The following is a 21585-nucleotide window of genomic DNA, read 5'->3' as shown; positions in this document are numbered from 1 at the left end:
AAGCGCCCCGAGCGCTCCGCGCGAGGGCCGTGTCTGGGGTGGGGGTGTCGGGGGCGAAGCCCCCGACGTTGAGAAAGCGGCGCAGCTCCACGGCTGCGCCGCTTTCTTCTTTGAGAATTATGTTCTGATACGCTTGGGGGGTCGTGACGGCGGCGGCGCAGGCACAAGACGAGCCGCTCATCATCGGGCGGTACGCGCTGTTCGACGTGCTCGCGTCGGGCGGGATGGCCACCGTCCATCTCGGTCGACTGCTCGGCAAGGAGGGGTTCGGTCGCACGGTCGCGGTCAAGCGCCTGCACGCGCACTTCACGAGCGATCAGGAGTTCGTGACGATGTTCATGGACGAGGCGCGCATCGTCGCGCGCATCCGTCATCCGAACGTCGTCCCGATGGTCGACGTCATCGAGACGCCGGGGCCCGCCGTGCTCGGCGGACGGGAGACGGGCGGGCTGTTCCTCGTCATGGAGTACGTCCACGGCGAGACGTTCTCGCGCCTCCTCCGCGCGTGTCGCAACGCGCAGGCGATCGTGCCGATCAAGGTGCTCGCGTCGATCCTGCACGGCGTGCTCCTCGGGCTTCACGCGGCGCACGAGACGCGCGGCTCGGCGAGCGAGCTCATCGATGTCGTGCATCGCGACGTGTCCCCGCAGAACATCATCATCGGCGCCGACGGCGTCGCGCGCGTCCTCGACTTCGGCGTCGCGAAGGCGGCGGGTCGCGCGCAGGTCACGCGCGAAGGTCAGATCAAGGGCAAGCTCGCGTACATGTCGCCCGAGCAGATCCGCGGCAAGGTCGATCGCCGCGCGGACGTCTTCGCGTGCGGCGTCGTGCTGTGGGAGGCGCTCTCGGGGAAGCGGCTCCACGAGGGCGCGCGCGACGTCGAGATCGTCACCCGCATCATGCAGGGTGCGTTCGCGAAGCCGAGCGAGGTTCGCAGCGACGTGAGCGCGGATCTCGACGCGATCGTCATGCGCGGCCTCGCGGCCGATCCAGACAAGCGCTACCAGACCGCGCGCGAGATGGCGCTCGATCTCGAACGCAAGGTGGGCCTCGCGCCGGCGAGCGAGGTCGGCCTCTGGGTCGAGAAGTTCGCCGAGACCGCGCTGCGCGTTCGCGCCGAGCGCATCGAGGCGATGGAGAAGGCGGCCGGCGCGCTCGCGCCCGCGGTCAGCGTTCCTCCGCCGCCCCCCGCGCCGCCGCCCCCGAGCGGCTACAGCTCCGCGCCGATGCTCCCGCTCTCGCAACCGGCGCAAGAGGTGAGCGGCGTGACGGGGACGCCGATCGGGACCGAGGTCCCGATCGCGCCGAGGACGCAGAAGGACCTCGCGCCGCTCATCGCGCTCGTGAGCTTCATGGTCGCCCTCGCGATCATCGGCTTCGTGCTCATGGGCCTATCGTTCGCGCACCGCGCCTCCGCGACCCCCGCCCCCTCCGTCTCCGCTTCCACTTCCACACCGCCAAGCCCCCCAAGCGCGCTCCCCGACCTCGCCCCCGACGTCACGCCGAGCGCAACCCCCGAGAGCACTCCCGAGCCCCCCGCCCCCGCCGCAGACGCCAGCCCTCCCCCAAAGCCCGCCTGGCTCCCCGCGCCCCAACCCAAACCCAAACCAAGCTGCGAACCCTTCACCATCGACAGCCAAGGCCACCGCAAATACAACCTCGAGTGCATCCCCAAAGACTGACCCCCCCCTCGCACGCCCCCCACGAGGGGCCCCAGAAGCGGCCGCGAAAGCGGGCGCGAAGCGCCCCGAGCGCGTCAGCGCGAGGGCCGTGTCTGGGGTGGGGGTGTCGGGGGCAACGCCCCCGACGTTGAGTAGAGCACGTTCGGCGCGGTGATCGCGCGGGCGACCTGCGTCTCGAGGTCGTCCTCGAGGGTCGCGTCGAGGCGCGGCTCGCGCACTTGCCAGCTCTTCGCGTCGAGGCCGTCGTTGAACGAATACTCGAGCGCCTGCGCGTTCGTGGCGTGGACCTCGCCCGCGCAGACGAACCGGCGTTCGCGCCAGTCGTAGACGTAGGCGATGCCGTCGACCGAGCCTGGCTCGTACGTCGTCGGCGAGGTGCGGATCGGGACCTTGTGCTTCGTGCGCACGAGCACGACGTCGAGGACGAGGCGCGCCTCGATCGGTGACGTCTCGAACGCCTCGGCGTAGATGATGCCGGCGGAGGGATTGTCGCCGCCGAAGAAGTCCTCCGCGCGACCGACGTCTTGCCACACGCGATGGATCGAGGGGCTCCAGGTGACGGCGCCGCGATCGGTGACGGCGAGCGGGAACGACGGCCGTCCGCGGACGAGGCGACCGGGCTCCGCGAGCGAGACGGGGCACGCGGTGAGCGGCTCCGAAGGCGAGAGCTCCGCGTCGATCGCGGCGCGGAGGTCTCGCGCGAACCGGTCCTGCGCCTCGTCGATGCGCGTCCTCGCGTCCTCCACCGTCCGCTTCGCGCGCGCGATGCGCAGCTCGAGCCGCTGCCGCGCCTCGTCCGCCGCTGCGGGCGCGGGCTTGCGCGGCTTCAGCGAGGAGAACCCGATCGCGGCGAGGGTGAGGGCGAGGAGAGCGAGGAGCGCGCCGGTCCGGCGATCGCGCGAGCGCTCGGTGACGAGCATCTGCTCGTAGCTGTCCGCCTCCTCCGTGCGCGGAGGCTCGGGAGGCGACGCGATGCGGTACGGCGCGGGCACCACCCTCAACCTTAAGGAACGACCTCGAACGAAGCAACGCGCGGGATAAGATCCGGGGTCGTGAGTGCGTGGCGCGACGAAGACGAGATGCTCCTACAGCGCCTCGAGGACGAGACGGTCGCCGAGCGCCTGTTCGCCCTCCTCGTCGCCGACCGCGGCGATCCCAGCGTCCGCATCCATCCGCGCGCGGGCGGCCTCGTCGGCGAGGTACGGAAGCTCCCCGGCGGCGCCGCCGCCGTCACGGCCGCGCTCGCGGGAGACGTGGCCGGGCTCGGCCATTTCATCGACAAGGTCCCGCTCGCGCGCTGTACGCCGGAGCTCTTGCACCACCTCGCGCTCTTCCACGCCAAGGCGGCCTCCGCGCTCGAGAGCACCGCGCCCGACCTCGCCGCCAACGCGTGGGTGTGGTCGCTCGCGTCGTGGCTCGCGCTCGGCGAGGAGCGCGCGTACCTCTCCCGTCTCGAGGAGGCGGTCCTCGGACCGAGCGCGGCGAAGACGGCGGGCATCCCGCCCGAGCGCGTCGGTCACGAGCTCGTCGGCGAGCTGGGGCGTCGCGCGGACGCGGCGTCGCGCGACTTGAAGCCGGCCGGCACGTCGGCGCTCCTCGCCCTCGCGCGCTCGGACGACGCGGCGAAGATCGCGTCGCTGCCCGACGCCGCGCGCCAGCGCTTGAAGGTGGAGACGAACCGCCGCCGCAACGCCGCGATCGAGGGCGCGCTCGACGTGATCCGCGAGGCGCTCGACGAGGCGAACGTCCAGGGGGAGCTCACGACGAAGGGGCGCACGCTCGTCCTGCGTGCGGTCGCGGTGTGGACGTGGTCGGGGCACGACGAGCAGGTCGAGCACTTCGTGGTGGGCCAGCTCGAACGGATCGGGTGGGAGCTCTATCGCGAGCGGAACTGGTCCGCGCTCCGCTACCTCCTCGATCCGTTCAAGCCGATGATGGAGACGCTGGCCCGCCGCGTGGAGAAGGACCCGTCGCAGCTGGCCTATGCGGCAGGCTGCGCCCAGATGTTCGTCTTCATGTCGGAGACGGACATGGATCCGCGCACCAAGCTCGCCGCGGCGGAGCGGGCGATGAAGATCTGTCCGACCCACCGCAACGGCCGCGTGGTCCTCGCGTCGATGCTCTGCGACAACGCGCTCGACCTGCTCCGCGAGATGACGATCGTGAAGCGCGCCGCCGACGTCGAGCGGGCGGAGGCGATGATCAAGCGGGCGGAGGTGCTCTATCCGGCCACACGCGAGCTCGATGCGGCGAAGAAGAAGCTCGAAGAGGTGAAGACCAAGGTGCTCGTGAGCTGGTAGATCTCGAGGTGGGGCGCATGACTCGCATGACTCGCTACGAGCACTGCATGGTCGAGTGGTACTGGAGCGCGCCGAGCGACGCGCGCGTGACGTTCCGCCCGCAGTTCGTCCTCTTCTTCGGAGACGGCCGGCGCGAGACGCACGACGGCGGCAGCGCCGAGATCGCGACGCTCTTCGGCCGGATGGGCGCCGAGGGCTGGCGCGTCACCACCTCGACGAACGCCGCCAACTGGGTCCTCTGGACGCTCGAAAGGGTAGCTGCATGATGCATCCAATGCGCGCGTTCGCTCCCGTGACCCTCGCCCTCGCCCTCGGCGCGCTCGGGTGCGTGAGCCGGCCGGTGCAGCACGAGGCCGGCACGCCACCGCAGCGCTACGCGGGCGACGCGCTCGTGGTGCTCCCGCGCTCCTGCGTCGTGGAGCGATCGGTGCCGGCGCGTCACTTCGTGGAGCGCCCGCTCGCGGAGCGGCCGACGGAGAGCCAGCCGGCGGCGAAGACGGCGCGCCTGCAGGCGATGCTCGACGGCCTCGCGGGCAAGCCGGCGAGCGGCGCGCGCCCGGAGAGCGAGTGCGAGTCGCCGCCGGAGGTGGGGGTGCAGGACTGGTTCCTCGCCGACCTCCGCGCGACGGACGCGACGCTGCAGCAGATGCGCGAGCGCGGCGCGAGCTTCGTCGTGGTCCTCGAGGTGCACACGGTGATGGCGTGCGCGCGCCACGACGACGCGACCGCGCTGGTGCATCACGGCCAGCTCGGCGTGCGCCCGCCGTCGCTCGGCGGCCCGCTCGCGTCACGCTGGTCCCCCGACGACGTGTGTCTCGAGGACGAGGTGAAGCTCTCGGCGTGGATGTTCGACGCCACCGGCGCCGCGGTGTGGGGCCTGACGCGCGATCTGCTCCCCACCGATGAGCCCGGCTTCGTGCTCGACCGCGTCCTCGACCGCGTCCCGGTCGCGCTCCCCCTCCGCCGCCACCGCGGCGAGTTCGAGGTCGCGAGCGCGCCGGGCGCGGGCGCGCCGGGCGCGGGCGCGTTCTGAATCACGTGCGGCGCCTCCTCGTTCTCCCGCTCGCCGCGCTCCTCGTCTTCGCCGCGTGCGGCGACGACGCCGCGGACGCTCCGTCGCGCGCGCCGGGCGGCGTCGACGGAGGGGACGCGAGCAGCGGCGGCGGCGGGCAACCGGGCGGTTGCGGCGGCGACGACGATTGCGAGGGCCGCTGCGAAGGTGGCGTCTGCGCGGCGCCGACGACGAGCGACGGGAAGAAGTCGCCGAGCCTCGGCGAGACCGACGTCGACTGCGGCGGCCCGAACGCGCCGCCGTGCGCGGAGGGCCTCGCGTGCGCGGCGGACGCGGACTGCGCGACGAAGATCTGCGGTCTGTCGAAGCGATGCGTCGACGCGCGATCGTGCGGCGGCAAACACGGGCCGGCGGGGATGAGGACGTGCGGCGCGGGCGAGGTCGGCGACGACGCCGCGAAGCACGAGAGCTGCTGCAAGAGCCTGCCCCTCCCGCCGACGACGACGCGCCGTCCGTCGCGGCGCCGGGCCGCTTCCCGCTCGACGTCACGAAGCTCACGTCGAACGGCGAAGGCTGGTTCGACATCGGCGGCAACATGCTCGAGACGGCCTGGCCGGTCGCCGGGCTCCGAGCGTCGGCGACGAAGGACGTCTGCGACATGTCCGCCGGAGCGCCGGACCCAGGCGACCCCACCTATTGCGAACGCGTGCTCACCTACGCAGGCCCCGACGGCACTCCCGTCCAGGAGACCCGCCGCGGCTTCAAGCGCTTCGCCGGCGACCTCCCGCTCGTAATGACGATCGGCTACAGCTTCGAGACCCACGCCCGCTACGCCGACCCCTACTTCCGCACCGGCGACGAGCCCGCGATCACGGGCTACCCCGCCTCCTTCCAATACGGCAAAAGCGGCGGCCGCTGCGCCCGCCCAGCGCGGTGAGGCTTAGCCGCGCGGATGGGTCAGACGTACGTTCCGCTCGAGGAGTTCCTCGTCGAGGAGGCGAACGATCCGAGCGGGATACGACGCGAGTGGGTCGACGGCCACGTGTACGCGATGTCGGGGGCGACGCCGGAGCACGGGAGACTCGTCGGCGCCGTCATCGCCGAGCTCCGCACCGCGCTGCGCGGCCGCTGTACGGTGAGGGATGGCTCGGTCGCGGTCCATGTCGCGGTCACGCGGTCGGGGCTCCGGCCGGATGTCAGCGTCGTCTGCGGTCCGATCATGAAGACGGTGGTCGAGAAGAACGGACGGGTCGAGGGCGAGGCGATCACGAACCCATGCATCCTCGTCGAGGTCCTCTCCGAGTCGACGGAGCGCGACGACCGCGGCTGGAAGTTCCGCGACTACCGCACGCTCTCGTCGCTCGACGAGTACGTGCTCGTGTCCCAAGCGACGCGCCGAATCGAGGTCTTCCGCCGCTCGACGGGCTGGCAGTGCGAGCCCGCGGAGTCAGGGGCGACGATCACGCTTCATGGTGTCCCCCTCTCGGTCGACGCGATCTACGATGAGTGAGCCGTCGCGCCATCGCCGGCGCCACGGTTCATGCCGCAGCCGACGTCGAGGATGTCTTCGCCATAGGCGCGCTTGGTTCGCTGACGGCTGCGTACGACGTCTTCGTCGGATTTGATGACTCGCTCGCGTCGGGGCTCCGGCTCGTAGCTGCGCGAAGATACGCGCGCGCGAGGGCCTGGTCTCGCGGATGTGATGACGGGTGTGGATGCGGGTAAGATCGAGGAGTGGCTGGACCGAGGAGGCGCTCAGTCCGGCTGTGGATCGGGGCGCTCTCTGGCGCGTTGATGTCGTGTCAGGCCTTCGGTGTCGATGCTTCCGGGCCGGCGGATGGTGGCGTGTCCAGCTTCGACGCCGGCGTCGAAGCCTCGTTGGACGATGCCGGTGTCGTGGCTCCGGACGTGCTCGACGGTCTCATCGGCTATTGGGCGTTCGACGAAGGTTCCGGGCAAACGGCGCGGGACGGCGCCGGCGCGAGCGACGGGGAGATCGCCGGGGCGACGTGGACGAGTGGGCGATACGGTGGAGCGCTCCGCTTCGACGGCGTCGATGACCTCGTCGCGATCGCCGATGCGCCTGCGCTCGGGGCGACGTACACGATCGCGCTCTGAGTGCGGCTCGAGTCGATGCCGACGGGCGAGGCGAGGTTCCTCAGCCGGCGCAACGGCACGCTGGCCCTCCGCGTGGACACCGAAGGACGTTGGTCCTTCCACTGGAATCAGGTCGCTACCGACAGCGCGAAGATCGCCGACTCGGCGCCGCTCGACACGACTTCGTGGCATCACCTCGCCGCGACGCACGACGGCGCCACCGCGAAGCTGTTCGTCGATCACGTCCTGCGCGCGACGGCGGCGTTGCCGACGGTGCGCTTCGACGCCACCGGGTTGGACGTCGGCGGGAATGGAAGGCCACCGGAATCGGCGTTCGCGAACGCCGTGATCGACGACGTCCGCCTCTACGACCGCGCGTTGTCGGCCGACGAGATCGCTCGGCTCTGACGAGCGCCGCTACCTCCGCCAGCCGATCTCCGTCGCCGTCTGCGGGCCCACCGCGAGCTGGTCGAGGCTCGTCGGGATCGTCTCGTTGCCGGGTGCAACCACGCGGTTGCGCGCCATCACCTCGGCGCGGTCTTGGGGGTAGAGCGGCTCGCGGTCCGGGTCGGCGAGGCCCTCTGGGAGCTTCGTGTTGCCGGCGGCGTCGTACTTGTCGGTCGCGCCGAGGGTGTGCATCAGCTCGTGGGTGACGACGAAGAGGGTCGTGTCCGCCATCGAGGCGTCGAGCTCCACCGCCACGCTGCCGATGCGGCCGTCCTGCTCGCTCTGGCCTTCGACGAAGCTGCGGCGCTCGCTCGCGGGCTTGCGCGCGACGACGTAGATGCGCGTGTCCCAGTGCTCGGGCACGACGCCGGCGCGCGGGTCCACGTCGGCGAGCCACTTCTTCATCGCGATCGTCTGCGAGGCGAGATCGACCGCGCCGTCGCTCGCCGGCGACGGCGGCGGCGCGGCGACCTCCACCGGTCCGTGGAGCTTGAAGCGGAGCGGCTTGCCGAGGCCGGGACGATGACGCTCCGCCTCCGCGGCGAGGCGGTCCTCGAGGACGGGGATGCGGTCCTCGAGCGCCCGCTGCGCGTCGGGATCGATCGGCGGCTCGCCCGCGGCGTGGACGAGGACGATCGCGACGTCGAGCGTGTGGTCCCATGCGTTGCGGCCGCGGCGCGAGCGGAGGTCCCGCACCGCGTAGAGGACGACGAGGAACAGGATGAAGAGCAGGATCGAGACGCGGACGACGAAGAAGCGTCGCTTCCGCTTCGCTTTGGCTTCTTCGTCCGGCGTCATGCTGCAACAATACCCGGATGGACAACCCGTTCGAGCGGTACGCGCTCGATCCGCGCGAGGGCATCGCCGCGATCACGCAGCGCCTCAAGGAGCTGGCGGAGGACGCGAAGGACGAGGCCGAGCGCGAGCGGATCCGAGCGGCGTGGGAAGAGCTCACGCTGCATCCGACGCGCCGCCTCCGCGCCGCGCTCTTCGCCCACCCCGAGACGCGCCCGCCGCTCGGACGCCCGCCGATGCTCCCGCGCCGCCGCGCCGCCGCGGCCGCCACGGCCTCCGCGGCCTCCGCCGCGGGGACAGAGCTCGCGCTGCACGGCCTCGCGCTCCACGACGTCGCCCCGCGCACGTGCGTCGAGCTCGCGCTCGGATCGTTCGACCCGGACGACGACGCGCCGCCGCCGCTCGACGAGGATAGGATCCTGATACCGTAGGAGCCCATGGCTCTCCTCGATCGCGCGGTCGGTATCGATCTCGGAACCACCAACTCCGAGGTCGCGTGGCTCCCACCGTCGGAGCGCGAGATCACCATCTACGCCGATCGCTTCGGCCGCAAGACGGTGCCGTCCGCCGTGGCGTGGGACGCGAAGCAGAGCGCGTTCGTCGTCGGCCACGCCGCGCGCAGCAAGCGCGGGACCGGCGAGGCCCCGATCGAGTCGGTGAAGCGCAAGATGGGCCAGAAGACGACGGTCGCGGTCGGGCCGCACCAGCTCAACCCGGAGGAGGTGAGCTCGAAGATCCTCATCGAGCTCCGCGACCGCATCCGCGAGACGCTGAAGCCGATGAAAGCGGGAAATTCGACCGTCGAGCTGCCCGTCACGCGCGCGGTGATCACCGTGCCCGCCTACTTCGACGCGCCGCAGGTCGAGGCGACGCGGCGCGCGGGCGAGCTCGCGGGCCTCGACGTGATCGGCATCCTCCAGGAGCCGACCGCAGCCGCGATTTACCACACGTGGAAGCGCCGCCTCGAGGACGGCAACTTCCTCGTCTACGACCTCGGCGGCGGCACCTTCGACGTCTCGATCCTCCGCTGCGTCGGCGGCGAGTACCAGGTCCTCGCGATCGACGGCGACAACTTCCTCGGCGGCGACGACTTCGATCGCCGCTACGCGGAGCACCTGCGGAAGCAGCTCGTCGAGAAGGGCTACTCGCTCGACCTCGACGTGAAGAACAACGACGAGGACCGGCGCATCTTCGGGCGGCTCGTCCACCTCGCGCAGGAGATCAAGGAGTCGCTCTCCACGACCGAAGTAGCGCACGTCAGCAAGAACGACATCGTGAAGGACAAGGCGGGCGAGAGCGTCTCGTTCGAGGGCGACATCGGCCGCGCCGACTACGAGGAGATCATCGCCGACCTCGTCGAGACGACGATGGCCTGCTGCGAGCGCGCGCTCGCCCGCGCGCGCGAGGTCGCGAACGTGGGGGCGGAGGAGATCGACCACGTCATCCTCGTCGGCGGGTCCACGCGCGTGCCGCTCGTGGTGAAGCGCGTGACCGCGGCGTACTGCAAGCGATCGCCGGAGCCGCTCCGCGACGACGTCGACACGTGCGTCGCGCTCGGCGCCGCGGTCCACGCCGCCCACGTCGGCGGGACGCGCCTCGTCGACGAGGCGTCGAAGTCGCGCGTGCGCATCACGTCTCCGCTCGTCGCGCAGGGGAACAAGCTTCGCCTCACCGTCGCGGTCGAGGAGGCGCCGAAGACGGCGGCCCACCTCGCGGTCTGGGAGGGCGAGAACCCCCTCGGCGAAGCGCCGATCCCGAAGCCGGGCGAGACGGTGCGCTTCGAGGTGCCGCTCGGTGAGGCGGAGGAGACCGCGGCGACGCTCGCGCTCCAGACCTCGGTCGGCGCGCCGCTCGCGGAGCTGCCGCTCGTGCTCCATCGCGGCGACCTCCGCCCGCGGCCGACCGCGCTCTCGCGCGCCTCCGTCATCGCGAAGGACGTCGCGCTCGAGGTCGTCCGCGGCGGCAAGCGCGATCGCAAGATCCTCCTCGCGCGCGGCACCGGCCTCCCCGCGCAGGTGACGCACATGTTCTTCACCGCCGACCAGAGCGGCGCCGTCGTCCTCCGCATCCTGCAGAACCGCCTCCCGATCAAGACGCTCGCGATCGACGTGCCGCGGGAGCTCCCCGTCGGCAGCCCGGTCGAGGTCGTGCTGCGCTGCGACGAGTCGATGCGGCTCGAGGCGAAGGCCACCGTCGGAGCGCAGCAGATCCAGGCGCACATCGAGCCGCCGCCGAACGAGACCGCCGCCGACGCTGGCGACATCGAGCAGCTCCTCGATCGCGCGGAGAAGGCGAAGCGCGCGCTGTGGGGCGGCCTCGGCGAGGCCTTCGCGGCGGAGGCCGATCGCCTCGTCGTCGGCATCCGCGAGGTGCTCCACACCGATCCCGACAAGCTCGTCGCGCTCTCGGAGCGGCTCCGTCACCTCATCGACGAGTTCCACGGCGGCGTCGGCGAGGCGCTCGTCCCGCCGATGGCGCGGATGGAAACGGCCTTCCATTCGCTCCGCCTCGTCGCGTACCGCGCGGAGGGCGCGCTCCTCGGGATGTCGAAGATGGAGTGGGAGAAGCGCATCGACACGCTCTACGACAAGGCCCTCGAGGCCCACTCCGCCGCCGACGGCCCGACCTGGCGCCGCATCTACAACGAGGTCCAGGCGCTCTGCGAGACCGCCTACCAGGAGGAGTTCTCGCAGATCCGGATGGACGATCCCGCGTACATCCTCCGTCGCACGATGAGCCTGTCGTGGCGCTCGCAGCAGGTCGAGCGCCAGCTCGCGGACCTGGTGCCGAGCACGACCGACGAGATCCGCGTGATGCAGGCGAACGAGCAGAAGCGGATCGAGAAGTGGCTCGCCGACGGCGTGAAGAAGCCGCTCGAGGCGCTGAAGGAAGGCCAGGAGTCGGACGATCCGAAGAAGAAGAAGGAGACGACCGAGCTCCGCCGCCTCGTCGAGAAGATCGACACGGAGATCGAGCGGATCGAAGCCGCGGTCGAGCGCCTCCCCTCCATCGGCCTCGTCACCGATCGAGGCTCCGGCGCGTGACCGTCGCCGGGTCCGTCGCGATCGCGCTCGCGGAGCGGGTCGAGCGCACCGGCGGGCCGCGCGCCGGCCTCGTCGCCTGGCGCGCGCTCGCCTCGAACGCGAGCGACGCGGAGACGCGCGCGAAGGCGCTGATGGCGGGGATCCGGTGCGCGGTCTCGCTCCGTGACGGAGCGGCGGCGGGCGAGCTCGTCGCGCTCTGGACGACGATCGATCGCGGGACGTTCGCGGTCGCCGAGCTGTGCCGCGACCTCGTGCGCGCGAAGATGACGGCGGAGGCGATCGATCTCGCCGAGACCGAGGCGCGGCGGACGAAGACGGCGCATGCACTCTACACGCACGCGCGGTGCCTCGACGTGGCGCGGGACCAGCGCGCGCCGGAGGTGCTCGCGCGGACCGTGGCGCGCGCGGAGAAGGAGGGCGCCGCGCGCGTCGCCGACGCCGCTCGCCTCCGCCGCGCCGTCTTGCTCGCGCGATCGTGGGACACGCTCGCGGAGTCGCTCGCGGAGGCGGCGAAGCTCGACGCGACGAAGCTCTCCGAGGGCGAGCGCGTCGAGCTCGCGCGCGTGCTCCTCCTCTCGCCGAGCCGCTTCACGCGCGCGGGCGCGATCGGGCTCCTCGGCGACGTGGCGAAGAGCGAGGAGGTCTCGCTGCGCCTCCGCGCGCGCCGGCTCGCCGCGCGCTTCGCCGACGAGGCCAGCGCCGCCGTCACGCCGCTCGAGCACGACCGCCTCGTCGCGATGTTCGATCTCGGCGTGAAGGAGGCCGTGCGCGGGACGTTGACGCCCGCGATGGAGGCCGTCACCGAGCGCGCGCGCGACCTGCTGCGCGGCCGGTACGAGGTCCCGCGCGACGAGGTCGTACCGCCGCCCGACGATCCGCTGAAGCGCCGCGTCCACCGGCACGGCGAGCTCCTCGACGTCGTCGTCGCGATGCGGGACGGCGCGCCCGCCCGCGCGGCGCGGTCGTTCCGTCCGCTCGCCGCCGCCGTTCGCGCGCGCGAGCGCCTGCCGGCGGAGACCCTCGCCGTCGCGCACGCCGCGCTCGAGAACGGCGACGCCGAGCTCCGCGACGTCGCGATCGATCTCCTCGCGGCGTGGCTCGCCGTCCCTTCGTACGCCGCGCCGCCGCGCGGCTTCCTCGCGCTCGCGGACGCGCTCGCGCTCGCCGGACACGAGGAGCTCGCGATGAAGGCTCGCCGCGCCGCCGCGCTGCGGAAGGAGAACGGCGCGGTCGCGTCGCTCGCGACCGTGCTCGCTCGTGTGGGATGGGAGGCCTCGCTTCGTCACGACCGCCCACACGCGATCGCGCTCCTCCGCGAAGCGAAGCTCCGCGCTGGTGGGTGAGGTATTCTGCTTCGGTGATGCGACCTACCATCCTCGCCGCTGCGCTCCTCGCGCCCGTCGTCCTTGCTTGCGGCTCCGACGACAGCGGTCCCCCCGGCTCCGAGCGCTACCCGACCGCGCAGGTCTGCCCCGGCAAGACGTCGCTCCGCGCGATCGCAGGCGAAGACATGGCCGGCTCGAAGCTCGCCGACAAGACGCTCATCCTCACGTTCGACAACGGACCTTCACCCGCGACCGCGGCGATCGAGACGTACCTCTCGACGCAGTCGATCCGCGCGACGTTCTTCGTCAACGGCGCGAGGGCGGCGGAGAGCACGATCACGCTCGATCAGGTCGCCGCCGATCAGCACCTCCTCGCGAACCGGAGCAACATCGACGACGACATCACGAAGGTGCCGACCGACGAGATGCTCAAGAGCATCACCGACACCGACGCGCTCCTCAAGGACCGCACCCCCGAGGCGAAGCTCTACTTCCGATCGCCGTACGGACACTGGAACGACGCGGTCTCGAAGGCGGTGCAGGCGAGCCCGATGAACAAGTACATCGGGCCGGTCGGCTGGGACATCGGCAACGGGCTCGAGCCCAACGTCGGCTCCGACGTCGAGTGCTGGAACACGGAAAACCCGAAAACCCCGGAACAGTGCGGCGACCTCTTCCTCAAGCAGATCCGCGAGAAGAAGAAGGGCATCGTGCTCATGCACGACGGCGGGGGCGATCAGGCCAAGACCGCCGACATGCTGAAGTACATGATCCCGATCCTGAAGGGGGAGGGCTTCAAGTTCGCGCGCATGGACGAGGTGAAGCTCCTCCCGCGGAGCCAGACGTTCGAGGGCGACGACGGTCCCGGGCCGGGCGATCAGGGGCCGGGCGGCGGTGGCGGCGGCGGTGACGGGACCGGCGGCGGCGACGAGTACGATCCCTGCGCTAACCCGTAGTCAATCGGCGATCGGGCGGCGTCTGGCTCGGACGCCAGCCGGTCGCGGTGATGAGCCGCGCGCCGCGCTTGTACGAGAGGTACGACCAGAACCAGTTCACGAGCACGACGAACCGGTTCCGGAAGCCGATCAGATAGAAGACGTGGATGAAGAGCCACGCGAGCCACGCGACGAAGCCGCTCATCTTGATCCCGCGCGCGTAGGCGATCGCGCGCGAGCGCCCGATCGTCGCCATCGAGCCTTTGTCGAGGTACCAGAACGCGTCGCGGGGCGGACGGCCGTCGCTCTCGGCCTCGAAGCGGATGATGCGCGCGACGTAGCGACCTTGCTGCATCGCGACCGGGCTCACGCCGGGGAGCACCTCTCCCTTCTCCTCGAAGCGCGCCATGTCGCCGATCGCGAACACCTCGGGGTGGTCCGCGAGCGCGCAGTCCTTGCCGACGATCACGCGGCCCTGCTTGTCGAGCGGGACGCCGAGCCCCTTCGCGAGATCGCTCGCGCGAACGCCCGCGCCCCAGAGCACGGTCGAGGCCTCGATCCGCGTGCGCTCGCGGCCCTTGCCGAGGCCGGGGAGATCGTCGGCGTCGCCGACGTCGAGCTCGACGCCCTCGCGGTCGATCGCGACGACGCGCGCGTTGGTGCGGACCTCGACGCCGATCTCGGCGAGCTGCTCGACCGCGCTCTGGGCGAGGTCCTCCGGGAAGCTCGTGAGGATGCGCGGCCCCGCCTCGATGAGGATCGTCTTCGCCGAGCGGACGTCGGCGGCGCGGAAGTCCTTCGAGAGCACGAAGCGCGCGAGCTCCGCGATCGCGCCGCACATCTCGACGCCGGTCGGCCCGCCGCCGATCACCGCGAACGTGAGGAGGCGCGCGCGTTCGCTCGGCTCCGTCACGCGCTCGGCCTGCTCGAACGCGAGGAGCACGCGGCGCCGGATCTCGAGCGCGTCCTCGAGCGACTTGAGGCCGGGGGCGAAGCTCTCCCACTCGTCGTGGCCGAAGTACGAATTCTGCGCGCCGACCGCGAGCACGAGCCAGTCGTAGGGCTCACCCTTCGCGTCTTCCTCCTTGCCGATGAAGACCTCCCGCGCGGTGAGATCGATGCGCGTGACCTCGCCGAGGACGACGCGGACGTTCTTCTGCTCGGCGAGGATCCCTCGGATCGGCGACGCGATCTCCGCCGGCGACAGGCCCGCCATCGCGACCTGATAGAGGAGCGGCTGGAAGAGGTGGTAGTTCGTCCGGTCGACGAGCAGGATCTCGACGTCGCACGACTCGAGCGACTTCGCGACCTCGAGCCCGCCGAAGCCGCCGCCCACGATGATCACGCGTTTTTTAGGCATCGCGCCGAGCAGGAGATGGGGTCACACCCGGGTGTGTCAAGCGCGCAGATCCAGGCTTTTGTTTGCGTGGAAGATACACAAGAGTGCGAGCCGCGAAACGTCGGTCCCGGATGATGGGCCTCAGGTCGAGCAGGTCTCGGCCGCAGCTCTCCGGAGGTCGACATGCTGGGTACGTTCGAGACTCTCGCCGTCGTCGCCGTCGTCTACGTCCTCGCCTTCGTCGCACACCGCACGACGGCGTGACCCGCCGCCGCGCTTCTCGCCTAAGATCGCGAGCGCATGGCGAAGAAGAAGCCGCGCGCGCGCACCGAGCGCCGGACCGCCGCCCGCTCCGCGGTGAAGGACGCGCACGCCGCGCTGCGCCTCGCCGCGCTCGCGCCCGGCGGCTCGGCCGATCATCCGCTCGTCGTTACGAGCGCCTCGGTCATCGAGCCGCAGGCGGCGAGCGCGCCGTGCGCGGTGTGCGGCGCGAGCACGCGCGTCGAAGAGCACCGCGCCGACCCCGCCCTCGGCCTCCGCGTCGTCCACGTTCGCTGCCCCACCTGCGGCGTCGCGCGCGACCTCTACTTCCGCATCGCTCAACTCAATTGACGCAGGGGCCTGCGGCCCCTGCACCCCGCTCGCAGCCGTAGGACGCGCGCGAAGACGCGCGCATCCTCCGCTGCTCGCCGATGCAGGCCCCAAAGGTTGGGCGAGCTTGCGGTAGGCTGTGGGCGATGCGCTTGGCTTGGGTTGGGCTGGCGGTGGTCGCGGGCCTTGGGGCTGCGGCGGCGTGTGCCGGCGAGGACGAGGATCCGTCGACCTTCGGGCCGGACTCCGACGCCGGGGACGATACGGGGCCCGGCGATCCCACCATCATCGGCGAGGGGGGCGGGGCGTCCGACGTCGCCGTCGTCGTGCCGCCGGGCGATTACTGCGGCGACGCGGGCGGGTTGCAGGCGGGCGCGGCGTGGCCGCTTCAAGGCGGATGCCCCACCCGCGCCGGACGCGCGACGAGCGCGGGTCCGCAGGGCGCGCGCGTGCGCGTGCTCGCCGAGATCGCCGGCGGTGAGAGCGCGCCCGCGATCGGCGCGGACGGAACGCTGTGGATCGGGAGCAGCGACGGCACCATCTACGCGATCGGGAGCGGCGGGGGCACGATCCTGCGGCGACGAAAGACGAGCGCGCCCGTCCGCGCGACGCCCGCGATCACGAATGCCGGCCTCGCGATCGTCGCCGGCATGGACGGCGTCCTCTACGCGCTCGACCTCGGCGATCCGCCCGTCGCGGAGGATGCCGGGACAGAAGAAGAGGACGCGGCTCCGCCCGAGACCGAGACGAACGTCGTCCATCGCGCGACGCTCTCGGGGCCCGCCGCCGCGTCGCCCGTCATCGCGCCCGACGGGACGATCTACGTCGCGACCACGGACGGGAAGCTCGCCGCCTACGATCCCGCCCTCGCGCTCCGCTGGTCGATCGCGACCGGCGACACCTTCGGCTCGTCGCCCGCGCTCGGACAGGACGGCACGATCTACGTCGGCAGCACCGACCGCGCGCTCCACGCCGTGCGGCCGGACGGCACCTCGAAGTGGACGCTCGATCTCGGCGCCGAGATCGAGTCGTCCCCCGCCGTCGGCGGCGACGGGACGATCTACGTCGGCACCACCTCGGGGACGCTCGCCGCGGTGACGCCCGAAGGCGCGCTCCGCTGGTCGTTCACCGCCGGCGGCGCCATCGTCGGAACGCCCGCCGTCTACGCCGGCACCGTCTACACCGGCTGCGAGGACATGAAGGTCTACGCCGTCTCGACGATCGACGGCGCGGCGAAATGGCAATACGCGACGCAAGGCGTCGTCCGCACGCCGCTCATCGCCGGCGGCGGCGAGCTCTATTTCGGATCGAGCGACGGCCGCGTGTACGCGCTCACGTCGAAGGGCGGTCTGTTCTTCGCCGTCATCGCGAAGGGACCGGTGACGAGCGCGCCCGCGATCTCCGCCAACGGCGCCGTCTACGTCGCGACGGAGAACGGCATCAGCGTCGTCGGTCCGTAGCCCGCGCGCTACTTCTTCATCATCAGCACGACGGCGACGATGCCGACGAGGACGATGACGGCGGTGAGGACGCCGATCAGGAGGGCGGGGCTCTTCTGCGCCGGCACGGGGAGGCTCACCGGCGCGACCGGCGGCGTGGTCGTCGCGGTCGGAGCGGCGGGCGCGGACGGAGCCTTCCGCGCGAGCGGCGTCTGCATGTTGCCGCCGAGCGACGTCGCGAGCGGCGACGGCACGCCGAGCGGCGCGGTCGCGGTGAGCGCCGCGTCCTGCGCCGGCGGGGCCGCGGGCGTCTTCGGCGTCGGCGGCGCGCCGGCCATCAGCACCGTGCCCTTGTCCGACTGCGGCGTCCCTCCTGCCGCCGTCATCGCTCGCACGCGCGCGATCGCGGCCGCGGCGTCGTCGTCGATCGCGGTCGCGGCGAGGGCCTCCGCGCTCGCGAGCGGCTTCGCCGTTTCCTTGTAGACCTCACGCATCTTCGTCCAGAACACGGTCGCGTCGGCGGGGCGCGCGTGCGGATCCACCGCCGTCGCGAGCGCGAGGAGCTCTTCGATCGGAGCGGGGACCGTCACGCCTAGGGCCGACGCGCGGATCGCGCCCGCGCGCGGGTTCGGCGCCGGCGCGCCGTGCAGGATCTCGAGCATCACGAGCGCGAGGGAGAACACGTCGGTCCAGGGGCCGACGTCGCCCGGCGGCGTCGTGAGCTGCTCCGGCGCCGAGTACTGCTCGGAGAACACCGGCGCGACCTCGGTCCGGAGACCGGCCTCTTGCCCCAGGATCTGCGCGAGCCCGAAGTCGAGGACCTTGAGCCGGAGCGCGCCGCGGATGCGCGTGAGCATCAGGTTGGACGGCTCGAGGTGGCGATGGATGATCCCGAGCGAGTGCGCGTGCCCCATCGCGAGCGCCGCGCCCTCGAGCATGTCCATCGTCTCGCGGAGCGATCGCCCCGGCATGCCGCGCGAGCGCCGCTCCGTGAGATCGACCTTGAGCGTGCGGCCGTCGAGCCACTCCAGCACCTGGTACTGGACGGTCTCGTTCGTCGTCGGCGCCGAGAGCATCCCCGACGTGATGCAGTGCACGATGTCGTGCGTGCCGTCGCCGAGCTTGCGCAGGATCTTCGTCTCGGAGCTGAAGCGCGAGGCGATCTCCGCGCGGGCGGTGACGTCCACCGCGCCGAGCCGCGAGAGCGACAGGCACTTGATCGCGACCGCGCCTTCACGCCCCGCGAGCTTGCCGCGATAGACGAGGCCCGAGCCCTCGGTATCGACGCATTCGTCGAAGCGAAGCTCGTCGATCGTACTGCCGACGAGTCCGAGCGGATCGGATTCGGACATCCCGCCGCTCATCCTATACGCTCTCCAACCGAGATGAAGAGCGTGTGTGTCTTCTGCGGCTCGCGCCCCGGCAACGACCCCGATCACGCCACCGCCGCGCGGTCGCTCGGGCGCGCGCTCGCCCGCCGCGAGATCACGCTCGTCTACGGCGGCGCGAAGGTCGGCCTCATGGGCGAGGTCGCGGACGCGGTGCTGGCGGAGGGGGGACGCGTCGTCGGCATCATCCCGAAGTCGCTCGTCTCGAAGGAGATCGCGCACGACGGGCTCGCGGAGCTCTATCTCACCGAGTCGATGGCGGAGCGGAAGACGCGGATGATCGAGCTCTCCGACGCGTTCCTCGCGCTGCCCGGTGGCTTCGGCACCTACGACGAGCTGTTCGAGACGATCACGCTCGCGCAGATCGGCCTCCACGAGAAGCCGAACGCGGTCCTCAACACGAAGGGCTTCTTCGATCCGTTCATCGCGCTCTTCCGCCACACCATCGCGCAGGGCTTCGCGGCGGAGGAGCACGCCGGCCTCCTCGTCGTCGAGGACGAGCCGGAGAGACTCCTCGACGCCGTCGCGGCGTGGACGCCGCCGCCGCTCGGAGCGAAGTGGATCGACCGCCGCTGATCCCGCGCGGCATCGACGCGTCGCTGTGGCTCCGCCTCCGCGACGAAGCCGCGAAGCGCGCGGAGGGCACCGAGCCGGCGCACGACTTCGCGCACGTCGAGCGCGTGCTCGTCAACGCGGTGACGATCGCGCGCGCCGAGTCCGCGAACGAGGCCGTCGCCGGCGCCGCCGCGCTCCTCCACGAGCTCTTCAATCTCCCCAAGTCCCACCCCGACTCGGCGAAGGCAGGCGACCTCTGCGCCGAGCACGCGCGCGCGCTCCTCGTCCGCGAAGAGGCGCCGGCCGCGCTCGTCGATCCGGTGTGCGCCGCGATCCGCGATCATTCCTTCTCGAAGGGGGTCGTCCCCGCCGCGCTCGAGAGCCGCGTGCTGCAAGACGCGGATCGCCTCGACGCGATCGGCGCGATCGGGCTCGCGCGGATGTGGGCGACGTGCGCGGACATGAAGCGCCCGTTCTACGCGCCGTCGGATCCGTTCTGTCGCGCGCGCGCGCCCGACGACAAGCAGTGGGGGCTCGACCACGTCTTCAAGAAGCTGCTCCAGATCCCGTCGCGGCTCCACCTCGCGACGTCGAAGCGGCTCGCGCGCGAGCGCGTCGCTTTCCTGCACGTCTACATGGATCAGCTCCGGAGCGAGATCGGCGAGGCCGAGCTCTAGCGGTCGCGGCTCGTGGATTGCAGTCGTTCGACGGAGGAGGTTCGAATGGCAGTCCAGAATCCGCGAGCGCCCGAGAGCGCTCAGTACGACGAGACGACGCGGCCCGCGACGGCGACCGGCGCGCGTCGCCATCGCCCGTCTTCGAAGGCCGACGGAGAGTCGCGCGACGCCCAGCGCAAGCGGGCCAAGCTCCAGCGCCGCGTCACGGCGGCCACGACCCGCGGCGCGAAGGGCGACGTGGAGGCGAACCGCCGCGGTCCGATCGCGGAAGATCGCCGCGAGGCGCCGGAGGAGATGGTGACGAAGGCGAAGCCGAAGAACCTCAAGTCGGCGGACAAGGACGACAAGAAGAGCAAGGGCAAGTCGACGCGCGCGCTCGAAGCGACGGCGCCGGGCACGCGCCCGTCCCGCAAGTCGACGCGCCGCGCCGCGAACCACATCAAGGCCGACTCGCAGCAGGCACGCGCGACCAAGCGCGGCGTTCGCAGCCCGAAGTCCCGCCACGCGATGCGCGCGGCGTGAAACCTCGACGAGGCAAAGAGGAACACATGGATACACCGGTTCAAATCACGTTCCGCGACATGGAGTCGTCCCCCGCCGTCACGTCGTACGTCGAACGGCGCGCGACGAAGCTCGAGAAGCTGTTCGACCGGCTCGTCGACTGTCACGTCGTCGTCGAGGAGCCGCACCGCCGCAGCCGCCAGGGCAAGAAGTTCCACGTGCGCATCAGCATGCACGTCCCCGGCAAGGAGCTCGTCGTCTCACGCAACGTCGACGACGCGAAGGAGGACCTGCACGCCGCGATCGACGACGCGTTCGGCGATGCGGAGCGCGTCCTCGAGGAGCACGCGCGCTTGCTCCAGCCCGACCTGAAGACGCACGAGCGCCCGACCCGCGGCGTCGTCGCGCGCCTCTTCCGCGACGAGGGCTACGGCTTCATCACGGCGGAGGGCGACGCGCACGACGTCTACTTCCACCGGAACAGCGTCCTCGGCGCCCGCTTCGAGCACCTCGAGGTCGGCGCGAAGGTCCGCTTCGCAGAAGAGGACGGCGAGAAGGGACCTCAGGCGAGCACGGTCCACGCGACCTAGCGCGCGTCGCTCACGACGAGGCGCTTCTTCACGACCGCGACCTTGAGGCCGCTCTCGTCGGCGAGGACGGCGACGGCGGTTCCGAGGCGCACGCGCTCGAGGGTGACGTTCACCTTCGGGCGCTGCGTCGCGCGGTAGTCGACGCCGTCGAGGTGCGCCGACTTCGCGAGGCTCTCGGCCGCGTCGGCGAGCGTGCCGTCGTGGACCGAGAGCGAGACGCGCGTCGCGTCGGGGCTCTCGCCGCCCACGCAGTGAACCTGCAGCGTCGCGCCGTCGTCCTCGTACCCGAGGTGGAGCTTCGTCGCGAGCGCGTCGAGGACGAGAGGGAGCGGCGTGTTCTTGAGGCGGAGGTCGACCGTGCCCTGCACGCAGTCGTCCACGACGACCTCGCGGCTCGCGACCTTCCCGAGCATCGTGAGCACCGTGCGGATGTTCGCTTGCTTCAGGTCGATGTCGATCGCGCGATCGGGGAGGCTCGCCGGCGCGGCGGCGGCGTCGGAGCCGAGGGCGGTCGCGAGGACGACGGCGGCGACGGAGACGAGGGTGGTGAGGCGCATGGTCACTGGGCTCCTTTGGTCGTGAGATCGAGGGTGATGTCGCGGTCGACGGGCTCGCCCTCGACGTGGAGATGGAGGTGGATGCCGCCGCCGGGCGCGGAGACGGCGACGGGCGCGCGGCCGCGCCAGACGAGGACGGCGACGACGCCGGCGGCGATCGCGACCGGCGCGAGCGCGAAGAGGAGACGCGCGCGCGTTCGGTCGCGTCTCTTCGCGCGGCCCAGGATCGTCGCGAGCTCGCGTTGGGCCTCCCGTTCGTCCGGCGCGGTGCGCGCGAGCGCTTCGCGGGTTCGTTCTCTCAGCGTGGGCAT

General features: G+C 71.6%; 25 protein-coding genes. 18 read left to right on the top strand and 7 right to left on the bottom strand.

Annotated features, from left to right (window positions below; all coding sequences use genetic code 11):
* Nucleotides 1-143 precede the first annotated feature (143 nt).
* Nucleotides 144-1682, top strand: a complete 1539-nt coding sequence (locus KF837_26095) for a serine/threonine protein kinase (protein ID MBX3230818.1) — start codon at nt 144-146, stop codon at nt 1680-1682.
* Nucleotides 1683-1756: 74 nt separating this feature from the next.
* Here KF837_26095 and KF837_26090 read toward each other — a convergent pair whose 3' ends face one another.
* Nucleotides 1757-2674, bottom strand: coding sequence for a hypothetical protein (locus KF837_26090; protein ID MBX3230817.1), 918 nt, complete (start codon nt 2672-2674; stop codon nt 1757-1759).
* A 60-nt stretch (nt 2675-2734) separates the two neighbouring features.
* Here KF837_26090 and KF837_26085 point away from each other — a divergent pair, with 60 nt between their 5' ends.
* Genes KF837_26085 through KF837_26075 form a run of 3 tightly spaced genes read left to right on the top strand, consistent with a single transcriptional unit; the run spans nt 2735 to nt 5015 of the window.
* Entirely contained in the window at nt 2735-3982 is a 1248-nt protein-coding gene (locus KF837_26085) for a hypothetical protein (protein ID MBX3230816.1), read from the top strand.
* A 17-nt stretch (nt 3983-3999) separates the two neighbouring features.
* Nucleotides 4000-4248, top strand: a complete 249-nt coding sequence (locus tag KF837_26080; protein ID MBX3230815.1) for a hypothetical protein — start codon at nt 4000-4002, stop codon at nt 4246-4248.
* An 8-nt stretch (nt 4249-4256) separates the two neighbouring features.
* Complete coding sequence (locus tag KF837_26075; GenBank protein ID MBX3230814.1) at nt 4257-5015, top strand: hypothetical protein; 759 nt, start codon at nt 4257-4259, stop codon at nt 5013-5015.
* A gap of 1 nt (nt 5016) precedes the next feature.
* Here KF837_26075 and KF837_26070 read toward each other — a convergent pair whose 3' ends face one another.
* Nucleotides 5017-5472 carry a hypothetical protein gene (locus tag KF837_26070; GenBank protein ID MBX3230813.1) on the bottom strand — a complete coding sequence of 152 codons (456 nt, stop codon included), beginning with the start codon at nt 5470-5472 and terminating at the stop codon, nt 5017-5019.
* On the opposite strand from KF837_26070, the gene KF837_26065 reads away from it, so the two are divergent.
* The 4 genes from KF837_26065 (at nt 5419) to KF837_26050 (ending at nt 7499) form a co-directional block, all read left to right on the top strand.
* Nucleotides 5419-5931, top strand: coding sequence for a hypothetical protein (locus KF837_26065; protein ID MBX3230812.1), 513 nt, complete (start codon nt 5419-5421; stop codon nt 5929-5931). The two genes, KF837_26070 and KF837_26065, sit on opposite strands and share 54 nt — an antisense overlap.
* 15 nt (nt 5932-5946) lie before the next feature.
* The gene (locus KF837_26060; protein ID MBX3230811.1) at nt 5947-6504 is read left to right on the top strand and encodes a Uma2 family endonuclease; all 558 of its coding nucleotides are present in this window, start codon (nt 5947-5949) and stop codon (nt 6502-6504) included.
* A gap of 281 nt (nt 6505-6785) precedes the next feature.
* Nucleotides 6786-7112 (top strand): hypothetical protein, encoded by a 327-nt coding sequence (locus tag KF837_26055; GenBank protein ID MBX3230810.1) that lies wholly within the window; start codon nt 6786-6788, stop codon nt 7110-7112.
* Between the two features lie 15 nt (nt 7113-7127).
* Nucleotides 7128-7499 carry a LamG domain-containing protein gene (locus tag KF837_26050; protein MBX3230809.1) on the top strand — a complete coding sequence of 124 codons (372 nt, stop codon included), beginning with the start codon at nt 7128-7130 and terminating at the stop codon, nt 7497-7499.
* A 9-nt stretch (nt 7500-7508) separates the two neighbouring features.
* Here the strand turns inward: KF837_26050 and KF837_26045 are convergent, their stop codons facing one another.
* On the bottom strand, nt 7509-8336 hold the full coding sequence (locus KF837_26045) for a hypothetical protein (GenBank protein ID MBX3230808.1): 828 nt from the start codon (nt 8334-8336) through the stop codon (nt 7509-7511).
* 17 nt (nt 8337-8353) lie between these two features.
* Between KF837_26045 and KF837_26040 the strand changes: the two genes are divergently transcribed.
* The 4 genes from KF837_26040 to KF837_26025 are packed head-to-tail and all read left to right on the top strand — an operon-like array spanning nt 8354 to nt 13658.
* Nucleotides 8354-8764 (top strand): hypothetical protein, encoded by a 411-nt coding sequence (locus KF837_26040; GenBank protein ID MBX3230807.1) that lies wholly within the window; start codon nt 8354-8356, stop codon nt 8762-8764.
* Between the two features lie 6 nt (nt 8765-8770).
* On the top strand, nt 8771-11377 hold the full coding sequence (locus KF837_26035) for an Hsp70 family protein (GenBank protein MBX3230806.1): 2607 nt from the start codon (nt 8771-8773) through the stop codon (nt 11375-11377).
* Complete coding sequence (locus tag KF837_26030) at nt 11374-12720, top strand: hypothetical protein (protein MBX3230805.1); 1347 nt, start codon at nt 11374-11376, stop codon at nt 12718-12720. The genes KF837_26035 and KF837_26030 overlap by 4 nt, the downstream gene beginning before the upstream one ends.
* A 14-nt stretch (nt 12721-12734) precedes the next feature.
* Complete coding sequence (locus KF837_26025) at nt 12735-13658, top strand: polysaccharide deacetylase family protein (GenBank protein ID MBX3230804.1); 924 nt, start codon at nt 12735-12737, stop codon at nt 13656-13658.
* Here the strand turns inward: KF837_26025 and KF837_26020 are convergent.
* Nucleotides 13648-14997 carry an NAD(P)/FAD-dependent oxidoreductase gene (locus KF837_26020; GenBank protein ID MBX3230803.1) on the bottom strand — a complete coding sequence of 450 codons (1350 nt, stop codon included), beginning with the start codon at nt 14995-14997 and terminating at the stop codon, nt 13648-13650. The genes KF837_26025 and KF837_26020 overlap by 11 nt on opposite strands.
* 279 nt (nt 14998-15276) lie before the next feature.
* Between KF837_26020 and KF837_26015 the strand changes: the two genes are divergently transcribed.
* Nucleotides 15277-15588: a hypothetical protein gene (locus tag KF837_26015; protein MBX3230802.1), complete on the top strand. Its 312-nt coding sequence runs from the start codon at nt 15277-15279 to the stop codon at nt 15586-15588.
* Between the two features lie 125 nt (nt 15589-15713).
* Nucleotides 15714-17027 carry a PQQ-like beta-propeller repeat protein gene (locus KF837_26010; GenBank protein ID MBX3230801.1) on the top strand — a complete coding sequence of 438 codons (1314 nt, stop codon included), beginning with the start codon at nt 15714-15716 and terminating at the stop codon, nt 17025-17027.
* Nucleotides 17028-17035: 8 nt separating this feature from the next.
* Here the strand turns inward: KF837_26010 and KF837_26005 are convergent, their stop codons facing one another.
* Complete coding sequence (locus tag KF837_26005) at nt 17036-18358, bottom strand: protein kinase (GenBank protein ID MBX3230800.1); 1323 nt, start codon at nt 18356-18358, stop codon at nt 17036-17038.
* A gap of 33 nt (nt 18359-18391) precedes the next feature.
* On the opposite strand from KF837_26005, the gene KF837_26000 reads away from it, so the two are divergent.
* From KF837_26000 to KF837_25985, 4 genes are read left to right on the top strand one after another with little or no spacing between them, the layout of a single operon-like run.
* Nucleotides 18392-18970, top strand: coding sequence for a TIGR00730 family Rossman fold protein (locus KF837_26000; GenBank protein ID MBX3230799.1), 579 nt, complete (start codon nt 18392-18394; stop codon nt 18968-18970).
* A complete protein-coding gene (locus tag KF837_25995) occupies nt 18952-19626 on the top strand; it encodes an HD domain-containing protein (protein MBX3230798.1) in 675 nt (224 codons plus the stop codon). Before KF837_26000 ends, KF837_25995 begins: the two co-directional genes overlap by 19 nt.
* 45 nt (nt 19627-19671) lie before the next feature.
* Nucleotides 19672-20148 (top strand): hypothetical protein, encoded by a 477-nt coding sequence (locus KF837_25990; protein ID MBX3230797.1) that lies wholly within the window; start codon nt 19672-19674, stop codon nt 20146-20148.
* Between the two features lie 26 nt (nt 20149-20174).
* The gene (locus KF837_25985; protein ID MBX3230796.1) at nt 20175-20717 is read left to right on the top strand and encodes an HPF/RaiA family ribosome-associated protein; all 543 of its coding nucleotides are present in this window, start codon (nt 20175-20177) and stop codon (nt 20715-20717) included.
* Here KF837_25985 and KF837_25980 read toward each other — a convergent pair.
* Nucleotides 20714-21274, bottom strand: a complete 561-nt coding sequence (locus KF837_25980; protein ID MBX3230795.1) for a hypothetical protein — start codon at nt 21272-21274, stop codon at nt 20714-20716. The genes KF837_25985 and KF837_25980 overlap by 4 nt on opposite strands.
* A gap of 2 nt (nt 21275-21276) precedes the next feature.
* Nucleotides 21277-21585, bottom strand: a complete 309-nt coding sequence (locus KF837_25975; GenBank protein ID MBX3230794.1) for a hypothetical protein — start codon at nt 21583-21585, stop codon at nt 21277-21279.

The sequence above is a fragment of the Labilithrix sp. genome (genome assembly GCA_019637155.1).
GTDB lineage: Bacteria > Myxococcota_A > Polyangia > Polyangiales > Polyangiaceae > Labilithrix.
The sequence above is the reverse complement of the archived record's forward strand: the minus strand, read 5'-3'. Positions and strand labels throughout refer to the sequence as shown.

Bases quoted from the DNA above. Each gene is read 5' to 3' on its own strand.
- KF837_26015 (MBX3230802.1), top strand. From the start codon at position 15,277: ATGGCGAAGAAGAAGCCGCGCGCGCGCACCGAGCGCCGGACCGCCGCC.
- KF837_25985 (MBX3230796.1), top strand. From the start codon at position 20,175: ATGGATACACCGGTTCAAATCACGTTCCGCGACATGGAGTCGTCCCCC.
- KF837_25975 (MBX3230794.1), bottom strand. From the start codon at position 21,585: ATGCCCACGCTGAGAGAACGAACCCGCGAAGCGCTCGCGCGCACCGCG.
- KF837_26035 (MBX3230806.1), top strand. From the start codon at position 8,771: ATGGCTCTCCTCGATCGCGCGGTCGGTATCGATCTCGGAACCACCAAC.
- KF837_25990 (MBX3230797.1), top strand. From the start codon at position 19,672: ATGGCAGTCCAGAATCCGCGAGCGCCCGAGAGCGCTCAGTACGACGAG.
- KF837_26010 (MBX3230801.1), top strand. From the start codon at position 15,714: ATGCGCTTGGCTTGGGTTGGGCTGGCGGTGGTCGCGGGCCTTGGGGCT.
- KF837_26050 (MBX3230809.1), top strand. From the start codon at position 7,128: ATGCCGACGGGCGAGGCGAGGTTCCTCAGCCGGCGCAACGGCACGCTG.
- KF837_26080 (MBX3230815.1), top strand. From the start codon at position 4,000: ATGACTCGCATGACTCGCTACGAGCACTGCATGGTCGAGTGGTACTGG.
- KF837_26000 (MBX3230799.1), top strand. From the start codon at position 18,392: ATGAAGAGCGTGTGTGTCTTCTGCGGCTCGCGCCCCGGCAACGACCCC.
- KF837_26075 (MBX3230814.1), top strand. From the start codon at position 4,257: ATGCGCGCGTTCGCTCCCGTGACCCTCGCCCTCGCCCTCGGCGCGCTC.
- KF837_26020 (MBX3230803.1), bottom strand. From the start codon at position 14,997: ATGCCTAAAAAACGCGTGATCATCGTGGGCGGCGGCTTCGGCGGGCTC.
- KF837_25980 (MBX3230795.1), bottom strand. From the start codon at position 21,274: ATGCGCCTCACCACCCTCGTCTCCGTCGCCGCCGTCGTCCTCGCGACC.
- KF837_26045 (MBX3230808.1), bottom strand. From the start codon at position 8,336: ATGACGCCGGACGAAGAAGCCAAAGCGAAGCGGAAGCGACGCTTCTTC.
- KF837_26060 (MBX3230811.1), top strand. From the start codon at position 5,947: ATGGGTCAGACGTACGTTCCGCTCGAGGAGTTCCTCGTCGAGGAGGCG.
- KF837_26005 (MBX3230800.1), bottom strand. From the start codon at position 18,358: ATGTCCGAATCCGATCCGCTCGGACTCGTCGGCAGTACGATCGACGAG.
- KF837_26040 (MBX3230807.1), top strand. From the start codon at position 8,354: ATGGACAACCCGTTCGAGCGGTACGCGCTCGATCCGCGCGAGGGCATC.